Source organism: Thiocapsa sp. C2-2m (genome assembly GCF_041903745.1).
In the GTDB taxonomy this organism is placed as follows: domain Bacteria; phylum Pseudomonadota; class Gammaproteobacteria; order Chromatiales; family Chromatiaceae; genus Thiocapsa; species Thiocapsa roseilacustris.
This window is the reverse complement of record NZ_JBBWVD010000062.1, coordinates 1-18,110: the sequence shown is the minus strand read 5'-3', so window position 1 is coordinate 18,110 and position 18,110 is coordinate 1. Positions and strand designations below refer to the sequence as shown.

The 18,110-nt window shown below is 64.1% G+C and carries 16 protein-coding genes and 2 pseudogenes; 11 read left to right on the top strand and 7 right to left on the bottom strand.

The genetic code is table 11. The annotated features are described in order from the left end of the window. Positions 1-1,010 (bottom strand): hypothetical protein (locus AADX97_RS27135; protein WP_374239344.1); only part of this gene is annotated, 1,010 nt, incomplete at its 3' end. A 667-nt stretch (positions 1,011-1,677) separates the two neighbouring features. On the opposite strand from AADX97_RS27135, the gene AADX97_RS27130 reads away from it, so the two are divergent. The 4 genes from AADX97_RS27130 (at position 1,678) to AADX97_RS27115 (ending at position 7,291) form a co-directional block, all read left to right on the top strand. Further along, positions 1,678-3,324: a DnaJ domain-containing protein gene (locus AADX97_RS27130; RefSeq protein ID WP_374237151.1), complete on the top strand. Its 1,647-nt coding sequence runs from the start codon at positions 1,678-1,680 to the stop codon at positions 3,322-3,324. Positions 3,325-3,986: 662 nt separating this feature from the next. Then, on the top strand, positions 3,987-5,552 hold the full coding sequence (locus tag AADX97_RS27125; protein WP_374237153.1) for an O-antigen ligase family protein: 1,566 nt from the start codon (positions 3,987-3,989) through the stop codon (positions 5,550-5,552). Positions 5,553-5,646: 94 nt separating this feature from the next. Further along, a complete protein-coding gene (locus AADX97_RS27120) occupies positions 5,647-6,483 on the top strand; it encodes a tyrosine-protein phosphatase (RefSeq protein ID WP_374237154.1) in 837 nt (278 codons plus the stop codon). Next, positions 6,467-7,291 (top strand): trypsin-like peptidase domain-containing protein, encoded by an 825-nt coding sequence (locus tag AADX97_RS27115; protein ID WP_374237156.1) that lies wholly within the window; start codon positions 6,467-6,469, stop codon positions 7,289-7,291. Before AADX97_RS27120 ends, AADX97_RS27115 begins: the two co-directional genes overlap by 17 nt. A gap of 83 nt (positions 7,292-7,374) precedes the next feature. Here the strand turns inward: AADX97_RS27115 and csf3 are convergent, their stop codons facing one another. The 4 genes from csf3 to AADX97_RS27095 are packed head-to-tail and all read right to left on the bottom strand — an operon-like array spanning position 7,375 to position 10,483. After that, positions 7,375-8,004, bottom strand: a complete 630-nt coding sequence (csf3, locus tag AADX97_RS27110) for a type IV CRISPR-associated protein Csf3 (protein WP_374237157.1) — start codon at positions 8,002-8,004, stop codon at positions 7,375-7,377. Further along, positions 8,004-9,185, bottom strand: coding sequence for a type IV CRISPR-associated protein Csf2 (gene csf2, locus AADX97_RS27105; RefSeq protein WP_374237158.1), 1,182 nt, complete (start codon positions 9,183-9,185; stop codon positions 8,004-8,006). Before csf2 ends, csf3 begins: the two co-directional genes overlap by 1 nt. 12 nt (positions 9,186-9,197) lie before the next feature. Then, positions 9,198-9,932, bottom strand: a complete 735-nt coding sequence (gene csf1 / locus AADX97_RS27100; protein ID WP_374238942.1) for a type IV CRISPR-associated protein Csf1 — start codon at positions 9,930-9,932, stop codon at positions 9,198-9,200. Positions 9,933-9,961: 29 nt separating this feature from the next. Further along, complete coding sequence (locus AADX97_RS27095; protein WP_374237160.1) at positions 9,962-10,483, bottom strand: hypothetical protein; 522 nt, start codon at positions 10,481-10,483, stop codon at positions 9,962-9,964. Positions 10,484-10,744: 261 nt separating this feature from the next. On the opposite strand from AADX97_RS27095, the gene AADX97_RS27090 reads away from it, so the two are divergent. From AADX97_RS27090 to AADX97_RS27060, 7 genes and pseudogenes are all read left to right on the top strand, one after another. After that, positions 10,745-13,000: a helicase C-terminal domain-containing protein gene (locus AADX97_RS27090; protein ID WP_374237161.1), complete on the top strand. Its 2,256-nt coding sequence runs from the start codon at positions 10,745-10,747 to the stop codon at positions 12,998-13,000. Between the two features lie 1,208 nt (positions 13,001-14,208). Beyond that, a complete protein-coding gene (locus AADX97_RS27085) occupies positions 14,209-14,373 on the top strand; it encodes a heparinase II/III family protein (protein WP_374237162.1) in 165 nt (54 codons plus the stop codon). Positions 14,374-14,375: 2 nt separating this feature from the next. After that, complete coding sequence (locus tag AADX97_RS27080; protein ID WP_374237163.1) at positions 14,376-14,636, top strand: hypothetical protein; 261 nt, start codon at positions 14,376-14,378, stop codon at positions 14,634-14,636. Positions 14,637-14,797: 161 nt separating this feature from the next. Continuing rightward, positions 14,798-15,070: a hypothetical protein gene (locus AADX97_RS27075; protein ID WP_374237164.1), complete on the top strand. Its 273-nt coding sequence runs from the start codon at positions 14,798-14,800 to the stop codon at positions 15,068-15,070. A 61-nt stretch (positions 15,071-15,131) separates the two neighbouring features. Beyond that, positions 15,132-15,290: pseudogene (locus AADX97_RS27070) on the top strand (NAD-dependent epimerase/dehydratase family protein); the annotation flags it as partial. A 296-nt stretch (positions 15,291-15,586) separates the two neighbouring features. Beyond that, positions 15,587-15,922: pseudogene (locus AADX97_RS27065) on the top strand (glycosyltransferase); the annotation flags it as partial. A gap of 98 nt (positions 15,923-16,020) precedes the next feature. Beyond that, the gene (locus AADX97_RS27060; RefSeq protein ID WP_374237167.1) at positions 16,021-16,335 is read left to right on the top strand and encodes a hypothetical protein; all 315 of its coding nucleotides are present in this window, start codon (positions 16,021-16,023) and stop codon (positions 16,333-16,335) included. Between the two features lie 416 nt (positions 16,336-16,751). Here the strand turns inward: AADX97_RS27060 and AADX97_RS27055 are convergent, their stop codons facing one another. Then, a complete protein-coding gene (locus tag AADX97_RS27055; protein WP_374237165.1) occupies positions 16,752-17,096 on the bottom strand; it encodes an addiction module antidote protein in 345 nt (114 codons plus the stop codon). Between the two features lie 6 nt (positions 17,097-17,102). Further along, entirely contained in the window at positions 17,103-17,621 is a 519-nt protein-coding gene (locus AADX97_RS27050; RefSeq protein ID WP_374237166.1) for a type II toxin-antitoxin system RelE/ParE family toxin, read from the bottom strand. Positions 17,622-18,110 lie beyond the last annotated feature (489 nt).

Below are 18,110 nucleotides of genomic sequence, written 5' to 3'. Positions count from 1 at the left end.
GGGGGCTGGGGGGAGGGGGTCTGACCGGTTACGTCCAGGTTTGCTCCGAGTGCGACCTCCACCTCGGCGCGCAGCCGCACGATCTCCACCTCCATTTCAGCCATGCGTCGCTCGAGTCGAGCCGCCGTGCTCGTCGTCTGAGCTGTTTCGGCTAGGTTCGGCGCCGCCGGTGCCATGTCCGGCGCAGGGACCATGCCGAGAGGATCGGCCCCGGCGAGACGGGGTCGATCCGTGGTCGAGTCCCAGAAGGCCAGGCCGGCAAGCCCGGCCAGGATGGCCAAACCGAGCATCCAGGCGGCATCGGCGCGCCGTTGCAGGCGTGAGAATCGGCTTTCCCACCAGGCGCGTTCGCTCGCATCCAGACGGTGGACCTCGACGCGGGGTTTGTGGCCGGCCGGGGTACCCCGGGGTGCCGTTGCGGGCAACTGATCTCGGGTGTCGTCTGGTGTGCGACCGCCCGCTCGGTCGGGGTCGTCCGCGACAAGCGGGACCGCGACCCAAGGCGTGATCGTGCGCTTCGGCCGGAAATCTTCCGGCCGCCGACCCTGCTCGCGCGTCCACGAACCGGTTGGCGCCGGTGCTGCCCCTGTGTTCGGCAGTCGCATCCGCGCCTGCGTCAAGGCGTGCTCGATGGCGACGGCTGCATCCGGGGCGCACGGGTCTCGAATCAGTTGGTCGACGGCATCGGTCAATTGCTCGGCACAGCGGGCGAGGTCTTCCGCCAAGGCGGGCGCTGACGATTCTTCCCGCAGACCGGCTGACCCGGCCTGTTCGTTCTGGCCGGCTTCCGCATCGGGATCGGCCGCGGACGGCGCCGGCTTGGCCTCGGTCATGATCTGTCGTGCGTCTGCGATCCAGGCCGAGATCCGCCGGGCGAGGTCGCTCAGGGTCTCCGCGGACACACCCTGGTCATCGCGCGTCGGTGCGAAGAGCAAGCGCGTGACGCGCGAATGCAGCGCTTTCAGGGACGCTTCTGCTTGGGGTGCCGCTTGCGCGTTGACGATGCTCATGGGTCGCGATTCAATCACATCATCGACAACTCGACCACGGCCTTGATCATCGTTTGGTCCAACTGCTTGCGGTCCCTGCGTAGTCAGGGCTTCCAGCCCTGATTCTGTCAGGCCAGGATGGCCTGATTACGCATGCCCGGAAGACCTGTCGGGACTCTAGGGGCGAATGAATTCGCCCCTACACGCCGGTAGGTCCTTCCCCGGAAATCACCTAAGCGGTGGACGCGGTTTAAAATTTATATTTTTTAATATTCTGGCCTCGCTCGTAAGACCGGCCACCCAAAACATCACGCGCTCGTGACACCCGCTCTGCGGTGTCACGCATGCCCCTGGCGCTCTGCGCCACGGGCCAAAACATCACGCGCTCGTGACACCCGCTCTGCGGTGTCACGCATGCCCCTGGCGCTCTGCGCCACGGGCCAAAACATCACGCGCTCGTGACATCCGCTCTGCGGTGTCACGCATGCCCCTGGCGCTCTGCGCCACGGGCCACGATGGACGGAGTTACGAGCAAGGCCAATATTCTAAACCGCGCCGGCTCTAACGGTTGCCAAGTCTGCCGGGGCCGATCTCATCCAAAATATCGCATACCGTACCGGGCGCGGTTTAAGAGGGGGCTTCGACTACCGATGCCGGGGTCACCGTCATCGGTTCGCTGGAATGGACAGTGTCTAAAACCGATTCCGTCTCGACATCGATGCCGCTGAACGAGGATGCGGCCCGGGCGATCGCCGCGTGTCTTTGCGAGGACGGTTGCGCGGCACCCGTGACGGCGCATCTGGACGCCGTGCTGGCTTGGTTGATCCAGCCCGCGAGGCCGTCCTCGCGCCCGCTCGATGAGGCGATCCTGGAGGCTGGCCTGACGCGTGAGCAGGCGGTCGAGCGGGCCTACGGTCTGTTGGATGAGTTGTTGCTCGGCGTGCCGGCGGAGGCCCCGGAGGAGACCCCGGAGGAGACCCTGGGGCTGAAGGGGGAGACAGACCCCATGGTGATCAAGCAACGCTATCGGCGTTTGATCGCGGTCTATCATCCGGACCGCCATCCCGCCCGCTCGGCCGATCTGAATCGGCGCACCGAGCGCATCAACCGGGCCTATCGGCTGTTGATGCAGCGACATGCAGATGGCGACGCGGCCTGGACCGGCGGCGGGGTGCGTGCTCGGTCGCCTCGCCCGTCGGCCGGGGCGTCTCCCGTTCCGCCGGCTTGGACGGCTCCCGCGGAGGATTCGGGTCGACGCCCGCCTCGTGGTTTGCATGCCCGACCGTATCCGGGCGCGCCAACGCCACGCGATGCATCGCTCATCGAGCGACGCTTGATCCAGACGATGGTCCTCGGTTGTGCGGCCCTGCTGGCGATCCTATTGCTGGATCAGGATCCGGCCGACGAGGCGCCCCGGACTCGGTCTGCGGTCGTCGCGCAGCCGATCGCCGCGACGGTTGTGCAGGCCGTCGAGCCGCCGTCGCCGATCCGACCGTCTCTGGCTCCTCGGGAGTCATCTGATCCCGTCGCGCAGCCGATCGTCGCGAGGGTTGCGCAGGTCGTCGAGCCGCCGCCGTCGCCGATCCGGCCGTCTCTGGCCCCTCGGGAGTCGTCTGATCCCGTCGCGCGGCGGGCGGCCGAGGTGGTGGCCGCCGCATCGCTCTCTCCTCTCAAGGTCATTCTCGCGTCGGAACCTGCGCCCGAGCCAGCGCCCGAGTCTGCCCCCGAGCCTGCGTCCAAGCCAGCGCCCGAGCCAGCGCCCGAGCCTGCGTCCAAGCCTTCGTCCGAGCCTTCGCCCGAACCTGCGTCCAAGCCTTCGCCCGAGCCTTCGCCCGAACCTGCACCCGAGCCACTACCGGCGCGTCCGGCTGCCGAAACGCCCGTCCATCGAGCGAGTGCCGCGGTTTTGCCGGCAGTGCCGACAATCGCCAAGGCGGCGCCGCCGCCGAAGACGGTTCGGACCCCAGATCCAGTTGCCACCGATGCGTGTGCAGGCGTGTCCGAAGCGCTCGGGCGGTTCCGGCAGGCTTATCAGACCGGTTCTGCGGATGGGTTGGCCAATCTCTTCACCCTCGATGCGCGGGAGCGGGAAACCACCGGGCGAGCCTCGATTCGGCGGCTCTACGCCGATTGGTTTTCGAGTACCAGCCGCCGCAGCATCAGCTTCGCGGGGGCATCCACCCAGTCGGTCGGGAAGGATCTTTGTCGTATCCGGGTGCGATTCGATGTCGTGTATCGCGACGCGGAGGGACGTGCGCGCAGCCAAACGGGCCAGATCAGGGCGTTGTTCAAGCGTGATGGCGGACGGACACTGATCCAGGAGTTGAGCTATTGACCCTCTGGTCGGTCGCTTGCGCGTGCGCCAGGATTTAAGGCGATTTCCGAGAAGTGCCATACCTGTAGGTTGTGCTGACGCTAGGAAGCACAACTTCCACCGGGGGTTGGTTGTGCCTCGCACGGCTCGGCACAACCTACGGCCCCTGGGCGTGGAGCGCTCCGATGCGCAGATTGGCATAACGGTTTCCGGAAATCGCCTAAGGCGAATCCCGCAAAATTTCCCTACCGTCGATTGTGCTTCCTATCGTCAGCACAACCGACGGGTATGGAAGCTTGCGGAAATCACCCAACTGCTCTTTTTGGGCTAGACAATCGATCGGGCCCTCCCCTCCCCGCGCGGGAGGGGGCCGGTGGGGAGGGGTCTGAACGGCACCGTAGTTTCGTGCATGGTGTGCGTTCGGAGCCGGCGAGGTCATGCTAGGATGCGCTGCCGAGCGCGTCTCCCGGCAGGGGCGTCGCAGTGTCCGGGATCGGATCGGCCGACCTTGCGGTCGGCGGCGGTTTTAAGGGGCGTGGTTCGGGAGTGGCTGAGGTCGCTCCGATGTGCACGCGTGTGGTACGGCTTGTGGCATTGTGGAACATGGGGTCATGGGGACATCGCGGCAGAGAGCATCGGGCGTCGATCGGGATGGAACGCCGGAGGGTCGGCGACGGCATCGGATGAGTGATCAACGGCACTCGGTCGCTCGGGATTTCCAGCACGCGGTCGGAGAGGATACGGGTTCGACGCTTCTCTTCCTCGGGTTGCTGCTCTTGGTGGCATTCGCGCCTCTGTTGCGCGGGGGGTATGCGCCCGCAGCGACCCTGGTGCTGCAGTGGCTCGGCTTGGGTTTGTTGATTGTCACGGCTTGGCGGTCCAAGCCCCTGCATCTGCGTGGGATGGAGATCGTCTTCCTGTGCCTTTTGTTCGGCATCCCCCTTCTGTATCTGCTGCCGCTGCCGGCGGCTTTGGCGCCGTGGCTGCCCGGTCGAGAACTCTATCTGCAGGCCGAGTCTCTGCTCGGGGGCGAGGCGCAGGCCGCACAGCGCTTGTCGGTGTATCCGCTGGCCAGTGAATCGAGTTGGCTGATCCTGATCGTGCCGGTTGCGGTCTATGTCGCGACCCGCGCGCTCTCCGAGCAGATGCAAACGCGTTTGGTCTATTTCTTTTTTGCGGTCGTGCTGGCGCAGGTCCTGATCGCACTCTTTCAGTTTGCGACCGCGGGCGGCGTGACCTATGCGATCGTCGACCTTCTGGCGCGGGCCGGGGCGTCGGGGACCTTTGTTAACCGGAACCATCTCGCCGGCATGATCGAGATGGCGCTGCCGCTCGCGTTGGCGCTGTTTCTGTACGATTTCGGCGGACGCTATAAGAAGAGTCGCCGCGGGGTGGGGCTGCGTGAGCGCGCGACCGCGGTGCTGAATTCAACGAATCGTCCCAGTCTGATCTTCCTGTTGCTGGCGGTGCTGTTTGCGATCGGGATCATCGTGACGCGCTCGCGGACGGGGATCATGATGGCGATGCTGGGCATCTTGCTGACCACCATCCTCTTCTCGCGGCGCGTCGGCGGGAGCGGAACCTTTGGTTTGATGGGACAGTTCGTCACGATCGGCGTCGGCGTGGCGATCTTTCTCGGACTGGCGCCGGTGTTGGATCGCTTCTCGGTGGCCGAGTTGGAGGGCGATGCGCGCTGGCCGATCGCGGTGTCGACCTTCGATGCGGCCGGGCGTTTGCTCCCGTTCGGCAGTGGACCCGGAACCTATCCGGATGTCTTCGTGCTCTATCAGCCGGTCGAGCTGGGGCGCTGGTTCATCAATTACGCCCACAACGACTACCTTCAGACGCTGTTCGAGATGGGCTTGCTCGGACTCGCGCTGGTGGCGGTCTTTTTGGTGCTCTATCTCGCGCAGTGGCCGCGTTTGGTGAGCTCGGAGCAGTGGTCCCGCTATCGGTCGTTGCAGATCGGTGCCGGGATTGCGATGTTGCTGCTGCTGGCGCACAGTGTGACGGACAACAACCTTCGCAATCCCGCGAATATGGCCTACTTCGCGATGTTGGCGGGGCTTTTCTTCAGTCCTCCGGGGCTGCCCAAACTGGCTGATCGCCTGCGCAAGCGCCCGCGCCGTACGGTGACCTTGGCCGAGGCCAATCTGGCATCGCGTCGAGCGGACTCGCGCGAACGCGAGGTCGAGTCCGAGGATCCCGTCCAGGCCGTACCCCGACCACGCAATCCGTTCATGGATTGATCCGCTGTCGAATCCGTGCCGGGGTTGGCGCGTCGAATGATCGGCAGCATGTTGTTCGAGAACAGACACACGCGGGACCCAACCTATACCGATTATGATCGATGTACATTGCCACCTGCTGCCCGGGATCGACGACGGATCGAGCTCGCTTCGGATGTCGCTCGAGATGGCGCGGATCGCCCTCGACGACGGAATCACCCACACGGTCTGTACGCCGCACATCTATCCCGGTGTTTTTCCCAACGAGCGGGGCGATATCTGCCGTCGCGTCGGCGAGCTGTCGCGTCACTTGAGCGAGGCAGGCATGGCGCTTCGGATCACGCACGGAGCGGACATCCAGATCGTGCCCGAGCTGGTTCAAGGGCTGCGCAGCGGTCGGATGGCGAGCATCAACGATTCGCGCTATTTCTTGTTCGAGCCGCCGCACTTCGTCGTGCCCGCGCGGTTTGCGCAGTTGTTGGACGATGTGCTTGCGGCCGGCTATGTCCCCATCATCACCCATCCGGAGCGACTCACCTGGCTGGACGAGGCGCATTACGGGTGGTTCGTCGATGCTGCCTTCGAAGGGGCTTGGATTCAGCTCACCGCGGATGCCTTGACCGGGCGTTTCGGCAAGGTTGCGAGGCGCTGGTCCGAGCGCTTTCTGGCGGATGGTCTGGTGCATCTGCTGGCGAGCGACGGGCACGACGATCGTCATCGTCCGCCGGTGCTGAGTGCCGGACGGCGGATCGCCGAGCAGTGGGTCGGGGCGGACGAGGCCGAGCGGATGGTGCTCGATCGTCCGAGTGCGGTCCTGGCGAATGCGGATCCGCTCTCGGTCGTTCCGCCGCCGGCCTTGGCCGTCGAAGAAGAGGTGATGGGTCGCTCGATGGGTGTCGGGGGTCGTGTCTCGGGTCTGCTGAAGCGGTTCTTCAGTGGCGCGTCGCGATAGAGGCGCCCTGATCCGCTGGATCTCGGCCACGGCCGGCCTCTTGTCGGCGGCGGGCTGCAGTCAGTCGATGGCCCCGAGTCCGGGGCCGGGAATGCATCCGGGGCAACTGGCCGCGTATCCCTCGATGGCCCCGGTGCTGCGCAAGGTGACGCCGGCCGTCGTGACGATTACCTCGGTCTCGGATGTCGCCGATGCGCGTCATGCCGTTTTGGACGATCCGGATCTGCGCCGCTTTTTGGATCGATCCGGGGTTGCGGTGCCCGATGGTCGACGGACACTGCGTCGGCAGCGGGCCGGATCCGGCGTGATCTGGGACGGACCGCGTGGCCTGGTCTTGACGAACGCCCATTTGGCGCGCGGTGCGGACCGGATCCTGGTGACGCTTCAGGACGGTCAAGCGCATGCGGCCGAGGTGGTGGGGATGGCTCCGGACGCCGACATCGCCGTGCTGCGAATCGTGCCGGTCGAGGCGCCGCGGCTGCGTCTCGGAACGTCCGAGCGGCTCGAGGTGGGCGACTTCGTGATGGTTGTCGGAAACCCCTTCGGGATCGGCCAGAGCGTGACATCCGGCATCGTCAGTGCCGTGGGTCGTGTCCACCGCGAGGCGGCCGGGTTGGGGCCCTTGATCCAAACCGACGCCTCGATCAATCCGGGTAACTCCGGCGGCCCGCTGATCAACATGGCGGGCGAGGTGATCGGCATCACCACCGCACTCGTCGGCCCCGACGCGGGCAATGTCGGCATCGGATTCGCCGTACCCATCGAACGCGCCGAGCAAGCCGTGCGGGAGATCCTGAAGCGTCCTTGATCGGGTTGGATCCCGGCGTGGTGGCTTTCTCGGGCATCCCACGGTTGTGGCCGTCTACGCGCGCGAGCTCCCCGATACCGTGATCAGGTCGGCACCGCAGGCGGTTCCCAAGCGGACTCTCGCAGCGATCGGTCGAAGTAAGGTGGACGCAACGTTTGCTGGCAGCGACGATATCCGGGGCGTTCATCCGGCATTGACCTCAGAGTCCATCGCTCCAGGGCCTCGCAATCCTCGGCGACCTGGAAGTCGGTGATGCGCCCGAAGTCGAGTCGGCGCAGCTTTCCGAGATGGGTGACTCGACTCAACAAGGTCGCGATCGCGTCCGCGTCTCCGATGCACCATGCCTGCGCCGTCGAGACGTGCAGGGTCGGAACGGATAGCACGTAGCCTTTGAGTGGACCTGTGCCGGGCTTGAGGATACGTGGACCCTTGATGTAAGCACGGCCTCGATCCTCGCCCCAACGCCAGGGTTCGAAGCTGCGGATCATCATCTGTCCGGTGCGATGCTCGACCTTCATCAATACGCGGCTGGCCTTCCAGACCCAGCGGCCATCGTCGACGACATAGCGTTCCAACGGCAGGGCATCCTGCGCGTTCAGGTCTCCTCGCGCGGCGTCGACTGCTGCCCAGGCGAGGATCGCATCCAAATGGATCGGTTGCTCCGGGGCATGCATCGGTGTGGCCAGGCGGAAGGTCACACGGTACGGACCCATCAGGCGACCCCTGAAGTCGACGTGGGTTCGCGGCTCGTGGGCGGTGGTTCGGCTTTTTTCTCCTCTATGTCGCGCTTCGCCATGACGAGTGCGTCCAGAGCGACCGGATCGATCAATTCGAGCGCGCTCTCGAAGGCGTCGGCCAATCGACCCATAAGTGTGTTGTTGAGCTGCAAACGGGTCTCTTCGAACTGCCCCTGGAATGGATCGACAGTCTCGCCGTCCAGGTTGAGGCTGAGTGCATGCGTAAAGCGTCCGTACCCGAGCGCGGATTTTCCTCCCAGGCCATTGGTCTCTTGGCGCAGGGTACGCAGCAATGCGTGCACGAACAGCCCTGCCTGCGCCTCGGTGCAACGTGCGTCGAAACGGACATAGAACGGCGTCCCCGGCGTGATGACCTGGATTGCCGATAGCGCGCGAAGACCGCGAGGCGGATCCTCCGGTACCGTCTCGTCCGCATTGGACGGGGAAGCGGCACGAACACGAGCGGCACGCCGTGCAGTGTCCAGAAGGAATTGCTCATGCATGATGCTGTCGTAGTCGGCTACGACGTCCTCTGCGCGTGGGTCGAGATACTGCGCGAGGTCGTCGCGACGCACGATCGGCAGCGTCTCCATCAATCGTCGCCACTGGGTCGTGGGAATGGCCTGGTCGACATAGACGTCCGGGATTGCCCCCAGCTCGATGAGCCCTTGCAGGACCGGAAGTGCCGTGCTGACCCGCAATCTCGACGGCGTCATGCGGTTGCCGCCGCCGAACAGCCCCATGAAGAGGTGATTGCGAATTGCCCTGACCTCGTCGAGGGGCGGAGCGCTGCCGTCGGGGGTTCCGGTGACCGCCCCGCAATGCATGGCCTGGTATGCCTGCCAGGTCAGATACAGGCCCCGTGCGACGAGCGCATCTTCCACTTCGGCGGCTCCCGCGCGACGCAGGCGACCGCGAAGGCCGTTTGCCGGCAGGATCGGAACCTGGATGTAACCGAGATCATCGCCTTCGCCATCGGGCATGCGGTAGGTCAGCGTGCGCTGGCCTGTTACGGGAAAGCCGGAGCGTGAACCTCGGGAGACACGTCCGGTCGAGGGTTCGTACCTCAGGTTTGTTGCTACGTCGCTGATGTGCGTGGGCGTTATCGTTCGAAAAAGCCCTTCGATTCGGATGGTATGTAACGCGTCTGCGGTCATTCTGATGCGTGCCTACAAGGTGAGTGGCTCGGCGAGCGGGACTTCGATCTTTGCCTTCATCAGTGCGCTCAGAGCCCACAACTCGCCCTCCCCAAGCTGTAACAGTGCGTCGAGCCGATCGGCAAGCTCGCCGGAGTGTGCCGCGGCCCTGACAATCGCCGGATTCAGCGCCCCGTGACCGGGGTCGGAGCGTGCCCGATCCAAAGCAAGGAACGGGTGGCGAGCCTGAACAGCGACACCCAACGTCAAAGCGATCTCGGTGGCTCGGATACAGCAGGCTTCAGCCTCGAACAGGCGAGCGCGGTCAATGCGCAGTGTGCTGCGGCCGAGCTGAACGAAGATCAGATCCGAGTCGATCGTCACGGCGGCGCGCCACAGCAGATGCTGTTTCATCGCGTCGCTGATGACCGCCACGAACGGCGGCTTCGGAGGCGTGCGCAGGAACCACGCGCGGTTGGCATCTTTCGCCAAGCTCCACGCACCGTCGTCTCGGCTGATGACGCATTTCTGTGTTCGCTGCATCACCCTGTTCTTGAGTAGCGGCCCGCAGTCGCGGCAGACGCAGCCGCTCGATCCTCTGTATCCGTCACGGACCAGGTATTGCCAATCGGTGAAGGTCGAGTGCGACGGTGCCCATTCGACGACGGCGTCACCGGCGGGGATGGCGGTCCCGCATGCCATGCAGGCGGATGCGCTGTTTCGCGAGGCACCCGGAGATGTTGCTAGACCCAGGCCCGCGCGCGCCACCGCCGACGGGGAATAGCGGTGTTCTTGGGTCACGAACGTTCGTTGTCACGCGCCTCGATGGACGCGTTGGTGCGTACCATGGAGATTCGTCCATAGCCTCTGGACTGCAGAGAACCGAGCTGCCAAGGCCCGGACAGCCGGCAGTGCATCGTGCAGGCGAGGCTTAGGGAGGCCCGCCACTTACCGGCTTTCAGCGGCACGGCCACCGATCGGAAGATCTCGATGGCTTGCACGTCGGGGGGAATAGCATCCGGCAACAGCCACGCAAACTGCCTTGCGAGTGACGTCTGGACGCGCTCGGCTACCAGCGGAAGCGCTTCTTCGAAGCGACTCTCGCGGCATGCCTCGACGAGCGGCCTTGGCAGTCGCGTGACGACCGCATCAAAACGGTATTGCTGGGCGTAAGGCAGCGAGATCGCGCCGAAACGTCCGGCTGCGTAACGGGTTTCAGGCATCTTGCCGAGGGCTCGTCGTAGCGCGCCGATCACGGCAGGCGCTCCATGGTAGAGGTGGGCCATGCCTTCCCGGCCCACGCCGATGATTCGGATCATACGGCCGTCTCCGAAGAATCGCACGCTGGGGAGTGAATCGGAAACCGCTTGGCCGGACTCCGAGGCGTGAAGCATGGTTGTCGGCAGCGGCTCGCCGCTGGACGCGGCGAGCCTGACCAGCCCCGCTCGTGCCTGATGCCCGATGAACCCCGGGGCATTGATGATCAGCTGGTCATACTCCATCGTGGTTTACCGTGCGGCGATTCCGAGCGCTTGTGGTTAGATCATGGATCGCGGGTCCAGTGCTGATAATAAACGTCCATGTCGATACATGAAATTCGCCTTCCGAGCCGTCTCGATGTGGGCGGGCAGGATGCCTCGCGGGTCATCCTGGACCGTCTCCGGCGAGCGATGCAGGAAGACGTCTCTTCCGTGACCGTGCCGGTCGAGGAACCCCTTACGTCTTACAGTGTACGCATACCGGCCATGGTTGAGGCCGAGATCATGAGACGGTATGCCGTCGCCACGAACCAGATTGCCGTGACGGTGGCACAGGTGATTTGGGCGCAAGATGGGGCTGCGTGCGCACCCGGGGTTGTGGATCCTCGGGCCAAGGATACGGCGATTCTCTTCCGTGGTCGTCCGGAGCAAGCGACCTTCCATGGCGCACTTGCTCGCGCGCTTGAGGAGCCGGGGGCGCTGGTCCTTGCCGAGGGCGGTACCGGACTCGGCAAGGGACGGGTGATCGCGGCGCTCGCGCACGCCTATTCGGGACGCGGAGTTATCGTCGCCGCACCGACCATTCAGATTCTCGGTCAACTTCTGGGCGAGTACGAAGCCTTGCCGTTTGCCGACAAGAAGGCGGCAGGGTTCCTTCTCGGCGTTGACCAGTTTGTTTGCGAACGCGCTCTCGGTGCTTGGATCGACACCAGCAACGAAGTCGAGGAATCTGCGGCGCGGGCTGCCGGCCGCGACTGGATTGCGGCAGGAACGCCGTCTCGCTCGCGTGCAACCGGGGTGTTTCATCGAGCATCTCCCGGTTTGGGTTGGCTTGTCGAGGATCTTGCGCAGGTGGCGCCCGGCTTACCTCTGGCCGAAATCAGGCTAAGACACGCGGATCTAGAGGGTAACGATGCGGGCGGAAAGGCCTACCAGACCGTCCGGTTGAGAGCGCTTGCGGGGCTGCGCGTTGTTTTCGCGACGCATGCGGCGCTGGTCTGGGACCGGCGGATGAAGGCGAAAGGACAGGTCGGGATGCTGCCGGCGCATGCCGTCGTCCTGATCGACGAGGCGCACCAGTTGGCCGGCATCGCCGAGTCGGCTTTCTCCTCTCAGATTGCCTTGCGTACGCTCCTGCACGGCCTGGACAATCCGGACCTTTGGCGAAGGCACGGCGAGATCCTGAAGGCCCGCAAAATTGCCGCCGAGCTGCGGGCGGTGATCGAAGAGATCGGCTCGGTGCCGATGCTGACTCCGATGCGGGGCGAGACGATCGGGATCGGGCCCGATGTGATGGAAGCGATCGAAGTACCCATGAGGAGGCTTCGCGGCGCTTTGGGTCAGCTTGCGGATTTACGTGGCGACGGTTCGATTGTCGCCGCCGCACAGGAAGCTGCACGGCTGGTGCGCGACCTCCTCGATGGGCGCGCCAACGCGACCCTCAGCCTTTCTCGGATACGCGGGTTTCCGTCAATCGTGGGAGGTCCACGCAGCATCCGGCTCTTTTTCGAGGAATTCTGGACGAGTATCGATCGTGCAGCGCTGATCTCCGCGACACTGTACTTGCCTCGGGAGATGGGAGAGGGGTCATACGGACTGATTCAGACCACGACTCACCTGCCGCGGAATCGGATTCGCGCACTTCCGCCGATCGCTCCCGCTTGGCTCTACCAGGTGGACTTGCATATACCGAGCGTCTCCGCGCGCCAAGCCTTTATGCCGCCGCAGGAGTCGGACTTTGCGGACGTCGAGCTCTTCGATGCGGCTTTACGTGAATGGATCCTGCAAGTTGCCTGCGCGTTGCAGCAGATTGATTCCCGAGCTCGCGGAGGTGTTCTGGTCCTCTTGACGAGCTACGAAACCATCGATGCCCTTGCGGACGTTCTGATGGCTGTGGTCGGGAGGAGGCTCGTGGTCCAGCGCCGAGGAGGCTTTCGGGTATCGCTCGGCGAATTCTTGGGTCACTATCGAGCCGGCGAGAGGGCGCTTTGGTTGGCGACCGGCCCCGCTTGGACCGGACTTGACCTGAGTGCCCGGGCGGCGCTCGATAACCCCGTTCTAACGCCGGATCAGGATCTCCTTTGTACAGATTTGGTGATTCCACGTGTACCCTTCGGGACCGAGCAATCCTCCTCGCACCGGGCACGCAAGGCGGTGCTCAAAAATGCCGAACGTGATCGAGCCGCCTTCCAGTTTCGCCAAGGACTTGGCAGACTGATGCGCACGGAGGGGGTATGCGACCGTCACCTCTGGGTGATCGACGGTCGAATCTGGGATCCGAAGCGCCGCTGGCTGTTCATGCCGGTCAAGGCCATGATGCGGCCCTACGAGGGGCGGATCCGCGAGGATGTCTCCTAGTTCCGCAAGAGGACGACGAATGTGCCACCGAGAGGCTCTTTTCTTCGCGAGTCCGGGTCCGTAGTTCCGTATTCGGGAAGTAGTCGGAATCGAAATGAAGACGGTCGGGCGCGAAACGTGTCGGGGTATCGTCGCAACGGTTTCGAATACGGATTGATGTCGAAACTGTCCGCGAAAGGCTTGATGGATGATCATTGTAATCGCCGTCGCTTACAGACGGCTTGGAAACTTCGTCGAGGGTGCCGTCGGTAATTCCGGCTCTTATTTTGTAATTGCCGTCACTCGTTGGCGGCTTGGCGCTGGTGCTGGAGCTGTCGAGCGCAGCGAAACAGTCTGGTTGTTTGATTCGGCACGCGATTCCGTCGATACCTTTTCGCGGCGCAGGGGTTCGCGTCCCTATATTCGCGCTTTACGGAACGCTGATCCTGAGAAACGATACTGAGATAAGGTCCGACGGAATCCGGTTACTGACGGATGGCTTAGGTCTCGTTGAAGCGGAACGATTCATTGCGCTCATCAATCGTGAGCGGTTTGATTACACGCGATGGCGCCAGATGCAATGGGAGGACGAGACGGTCGCCTCTTTGGCGCGTCGAGCCCGTGTTCAGAGAGACCGAACCAGCGGAAGCTGAATTTCGATCGCGACTGCGTTGTTGTGATCCTCGCTGCGTTTGACCGAGAACGCTAATGTCCCACGAAGATCAGACTTGTCCGATGTGTGAACGGGGAACGCTGACACGCGTGACCTACAGCGAGACATTCCAGCACCATGGTGCCGAACTGCTCGTCATCGGCTTGGAAGGCTATGAGTGCGGGTGTTGCGGAGCGGCCCCGATCTTCGACGATCAGATCCGTTGGAACTACGTCCGAATCTTAGGAGATTTCCGCAAACTTCCATACCCGTAGGTTGTGCTGACGATAGGAAGCACAACTTGCGCCTACGGTTGGTTGTGCCTCGCACGGCTCGGCACAACCTAGGCCCTTGGCATGAAGGTTTCCGGAATTCGCCTTAAATGTGCGGCGGTGGGCGGATGGTCTTCTGACCGGTGAAGAGATTCGTGCGCTGCGCGACCGTCTAGGCTAACCCAACCGACGGCGAATACCTGCGCAGTTTCTCCGGCGTCCGAGCGTCTGACTGACGCCCCGGGTTCCAACCCCAAACCAGACCCCGACGTCCCCCTCACCTGCTGGCTGCGCGAGTCCGGCTATTGCATCTGGAAGCCGGTTCTGCCGTGGCGCTTCTGGACGTCGCGCCGATCGGGCCTGATTATCTGCCCGGCCACGCACACGCCGATACCTTATCGTTCGAGCTGTCCCTATTCGGCCAGCGGGTCATCGTCAACGGCGGCACTTCGCGATACCGAATCGGCTGACGGTGACCGACAGTCTGGAGGGCGAATACGGCAAGGCGACCGCTCGCTTCCATCTACATCCGCAGATCCAGGCCGACGGAGAAGGGCTGCAGGGCCACCTCTTCCTGCCCGCCGGGCAGATCGTCCGCTGGTCCATCGCCACGGGACAGGCCCGGCTCGTCCCCGATGAGTGGCATCCGGAGTTTGGCCGCTCTTCGCCGGCGCAGTGCCTGGAGGTCGAGATCTCGGACGGCGAGTGCACAATGGTCTTCGATTGGGGGTGATGATTTTGCGTGTCGCGATGAGCCCTGTGAAAAGGGGCTCGGACGTGATGTGCTTGGTATCCTTCAGCTGAGAGTCGCCAAGCGGTGAAGGCAACGCAATTGACGTCGCAGCGTTTTGACAGCTTAAAGTTCTCGCGATGACGAGGGAGAAGGAGGGTTCTATGTTTCTGGGTTTCGGCAAGTTTGCTCATCAGCGACGGCTCGCCAAGGGGCTACGCAAGCGCCCGCTGGATCGGGCGACTGTCGAGGAGCTGGAGACGGTGATCGACTCGCAGCACAAGGAGCTGCCTTTCGGTCTGCTCTGGAAAACAATGGAGCTGTCGGAGAAGGCGAAATCCGACGTCCGCGAAGACGATCCCCTGCATCCGGCGCTCGCCAGCATCTTCAGAAGCTCGATCTGGGAGATCCAGAATCGATCCAGAGGCTCGTTCTAGGCGCCTGGGTTCGCAAGCCAGCGCGACCTGGAATGTTGGCAGCATGAGGGAATGATTCACAATGAAGTACGCACTGCGCAAACGCGTTTTGGTTACGGGCGGCGCTGGCTTCCTCGGCAGTCACCTCTGTGAGCGTCTACTCGCCGAAGGTCACGACGTCATCTGTCTGGACAACTTCTTCACCGGGACCAAGGACAACATCGCCCATCTGCTCGAAAGTTCTTAGGCGATTTCAGTGAATAGTCATCCCGCCTCCGCATACCCGGAAGATCTGTGGGGACTGTAGGGGCGAATAAATTCGCCCCTACATCTGGGCGACTGAAGTCGCCTCTACCTTTGGGCGGTTTTGAGAACGCGATGTGGATGGGTGGGGGCGCATTGGCATTCTCTCCGCGTGGGAGTGAGTTCGTCTGACCCGGTTGCCGGCGCTCTCGCCGCCGGCGCGGGACGTAAGGTTACGGAACCGGGCTTAGGCTCGGTTTTTTTGTTTTTGGCTTCGGTGTTTGGTCTGTGCTTATGAAGATCTCGGTCATCACGGCCACCTGGAACTGCGTCGAGACGGTCGGCGATTGCTTGGCCTCGGTTGCCGGGCAGTCCTATCCGGACCTCGAGCACATCCTGATCGACGGCGGGAGCCGGGACGGGACGCTGCAGGTGCTGAAGGCCCATCGCGACCGGCTGGCGGTGCTGGTGAGCGAGCCGGACGGGGGGATTTACGATGCGTTGAACAAGGGCCTCGCGCGGGCGACCGGGGAGGTGGTGGGTCTGCTGCATGCCGACGATATCTATGCCGATGCGGAGGTGCTCGCGCGGGTGGCCGCGGCCTTCGCGGATCCCGCGGTGGAGGCGGTCTACGGTGATCTGGTGTACGTGGCGCGGGAGGACACCGGGCGGGTGATCCGCTATTGGCGCTCCGGGGCGTTTCGTCCGGCGCGGCTGCGTCGGGCTGGATGCCGCCGCATCCGACGCTGTATCTGCGCCGTGCGCTCTACGGGCGCTTCGGTGTCTTCGATACCCGCTATCGCATCGCGGCGGATTACGATCTCATGCTGCGGATGCTCACGCAGATGTCGGGACGGGTGGTGTACCTGCCGGAGGTGCTGGTGCGCATGCGCGTGGGCGGGGTGAGCAACCGCTCGCTGGGCAAGATCCTGCAGAAGTCTCGGGAGGATTATCGGGCGCTGCGGGCGAACCGGGTCGGCGGGCTGGGGGCGCTGGCGTGGAAGAATCTCTCCAAGCTGCCGCAGTTTGTTCGGCGGGGGTGATGTCTGCGGGGTGGTCGACGCCCCCGGACACAGCACGATCTCCGGGTCCGCCGACTTCAGTCGGCACGGAGCCCGGGCGAGCGGGCCGATCCGGCGCGTCGGGATCGCTCGTGACACGCGCCGACTGAAGTCGGCGTACCCATGCGGGTACCGGTCGCCAGGCGAGGCATTGCCGCAGGATGATCCCGGGCAGCGGCCACCGGACGTCGGCGTGGCCCGCGCGCGGCTTGGGGGCGCCGAGTGTGGCGTTGCGGGATGGGTTGAAGCCGACGATCGGCTCGTTTGACGGGTTGTTGCGGAGGGTTGCTTGAGGCTCGGCTCCCGGGTGGTGTGGGTGGGAGCGAGTCATCACGATGGCGGTATGCCGGAGCGCGCTCATGACACCGGTGGTGGCGGTCGGGTCGACCGGGTCGGGTTTAGGGTCGCGACCCCTCGCAACGGTGCGGTAAAGCCCCGCGTGGATCGGTGGCCTTCACCGTGAGCGTGACCCCGAGCGCTCTGCAGACCCGCTGGACGGTGTCCAGCCGCGGCTGGGCATTCGGGCGCAGGGCCTTGTAGAGGGCTTCGCGCTTGATGCCGGAGGCTTCGGCGATTTCCGTCATGCCGCGGGCTTTGGCGATGTGCCCGAGCGCCGCGGCAAGCTCGCCCGGCTCGCCGTCTTCGAGCACCTGACGCAGATACTCGGCGACATCCTCCGCGGTGCCGAGGTACTGGGCCATGTCGAATTCCGGTAGATCGGCTACTTCGATCGTCTTCGTCATCGGATCTCACTCCCCTATGTTGGCCGCCAAGGTTTTTGCCGCCACGATATCGGCAGCCTGGCTGTTCTTGTCGCCACCGCCGAGCATGACGATCAGGCGTGTGCCCCGCTGGATGGAGTCCATACGCCAACCTGGACCGAAACATTCGCGCATCTCGAAAACCCCGTCGCCGACGGCCGCGACGTCGCCGAGCAGGCCGCGCTGGGCCTTTTCCAGGCGCCGCAGCAGCCTGATCCTTGTTTGATGGTCGCGTAGCCCGTCGAGCCATCGATCGAAGTCGGGCATGCGCTTGATGATGTACATGGCTGCATTGTAATCGATCGAGGACGAATGGTGAGTCCGACGACAGCGCTGGATCGTTCCTGCAATCGCTATTGGCGCTCCGGGGCGTTTCGGCCGGCGCGGCTGCGTCTGGGCTGGATGCCGCCGCATCCGACGCTGTATCTGCGCCGCGCGCTCTACGGGTGCTTTAACCTCGAGCTGCACGTGCCCGGACCACCGGCCGGGAACGATGCCGGTGATCATCGCCAATCGTCACCTCCCCGGGATAGACGACTTGCAGTCGTCCTCTTCAGCCGCGCAGACCGCCAGCAGGGCCGATTTCAACGCGACGTCCCCGGAAACAGCACGCTCTCCGGGTCCGCCGACTTCAGTCGGCACGGAGCCCGGGCGAGCGGGCCGATCCGTCACGTCCGGACCGCTCGTCACACGTGCCGACTGAAGTCGGCGTACCCGGCGTGCGGCCGCGCCCGCCCCAGTTGCCGACTGAAGTCGGCGGACCCGGCGTGCGGCCGGAATCTCGCGCCCGATCGGGAACGCCACGAGGCCTGAACGAAAGGATGTCCAAGGCCGTCTGCTGCGGGGACCATCCGTCCTCAAGCGCCCCGATTCGGCACGTTGAGTGTTCATCAAACCGGGGACGTACCACGGTCATCGCGATCGACAACGAATCGGCCTCGCCTGCTTCCGAGCGATCTGCTTGGGGCCGGCGCATCCCTGATTCGATGTCGGCGC

Coding starts and splice junctions, on each gene's coding strand:
- AADX97_RS27125 (WP_374237153.1), top strand. CDS start 3,987: ATGAGTGATCAACGGCACTCGGTCGCTCGGGATTTCCAGCACGCGGTC.
- AADX97_RS27120 (WP_374237154.1), top strand. CDS start 5,647: ATGATCGATGTACATTGCCACCTGCTGCCCGGGATCGACGACGGATCG.
- csf3 (WP_374237157.1), bottom strand. CDS start 8,004: ATGGGTCCGTACCGTGTGACCTTCCGCCTGGCCACACCGATGCATGCC.
- csf2 (WP_374237158.1), bottom strand. CDS start 9,185: ATGACCGCAGACGCGTTACATACCATCCGAATCGAAGGGCTTTTTCGA.
- AADX97_RS27095 (WP_374237160.1), bottom strand. CDS start 10,483: ATGATCCGAATCATCGGCGTGGGCCGGGAAGGCATGGCCCACCTCTAC.
- AADX97_RS27090 (WP_374237161.1), top strand. CDS start 10,745: ATGTCGATACATGAAATTCGCCTTCCGAGCCGTCTCGATGTGGGCGGG.
- AADX97_RS27075 (WP_374237164.1), top strand. CDS start 14,798: ATGTTTCTGGGTTTCGGCAAGTTTGCTCATCAGCGACGGCTCGCCAAG.
- AADX97_RS27060 (WP_374237167.1), top strand. CDS start 16,021: ATGCCGCCGCATCCGACGCTGTATCTGCGCCGTGCGCTCTACGGGCGC.
- AADX97_RS27055 (WP_374237165.1), bottom strand. CDS start 17,096: ATGACGAAGACGATCGAAGTAGCCGATCTACCGGAATTCGACATGGCC.
- AADX97_RS27050 (WP_374237166.1), bottom strand. CDS start 17,621: ATGATCACCGGCATCGTTCCCGGCCGGTGGTCCGGGCACGTGCAGCTC.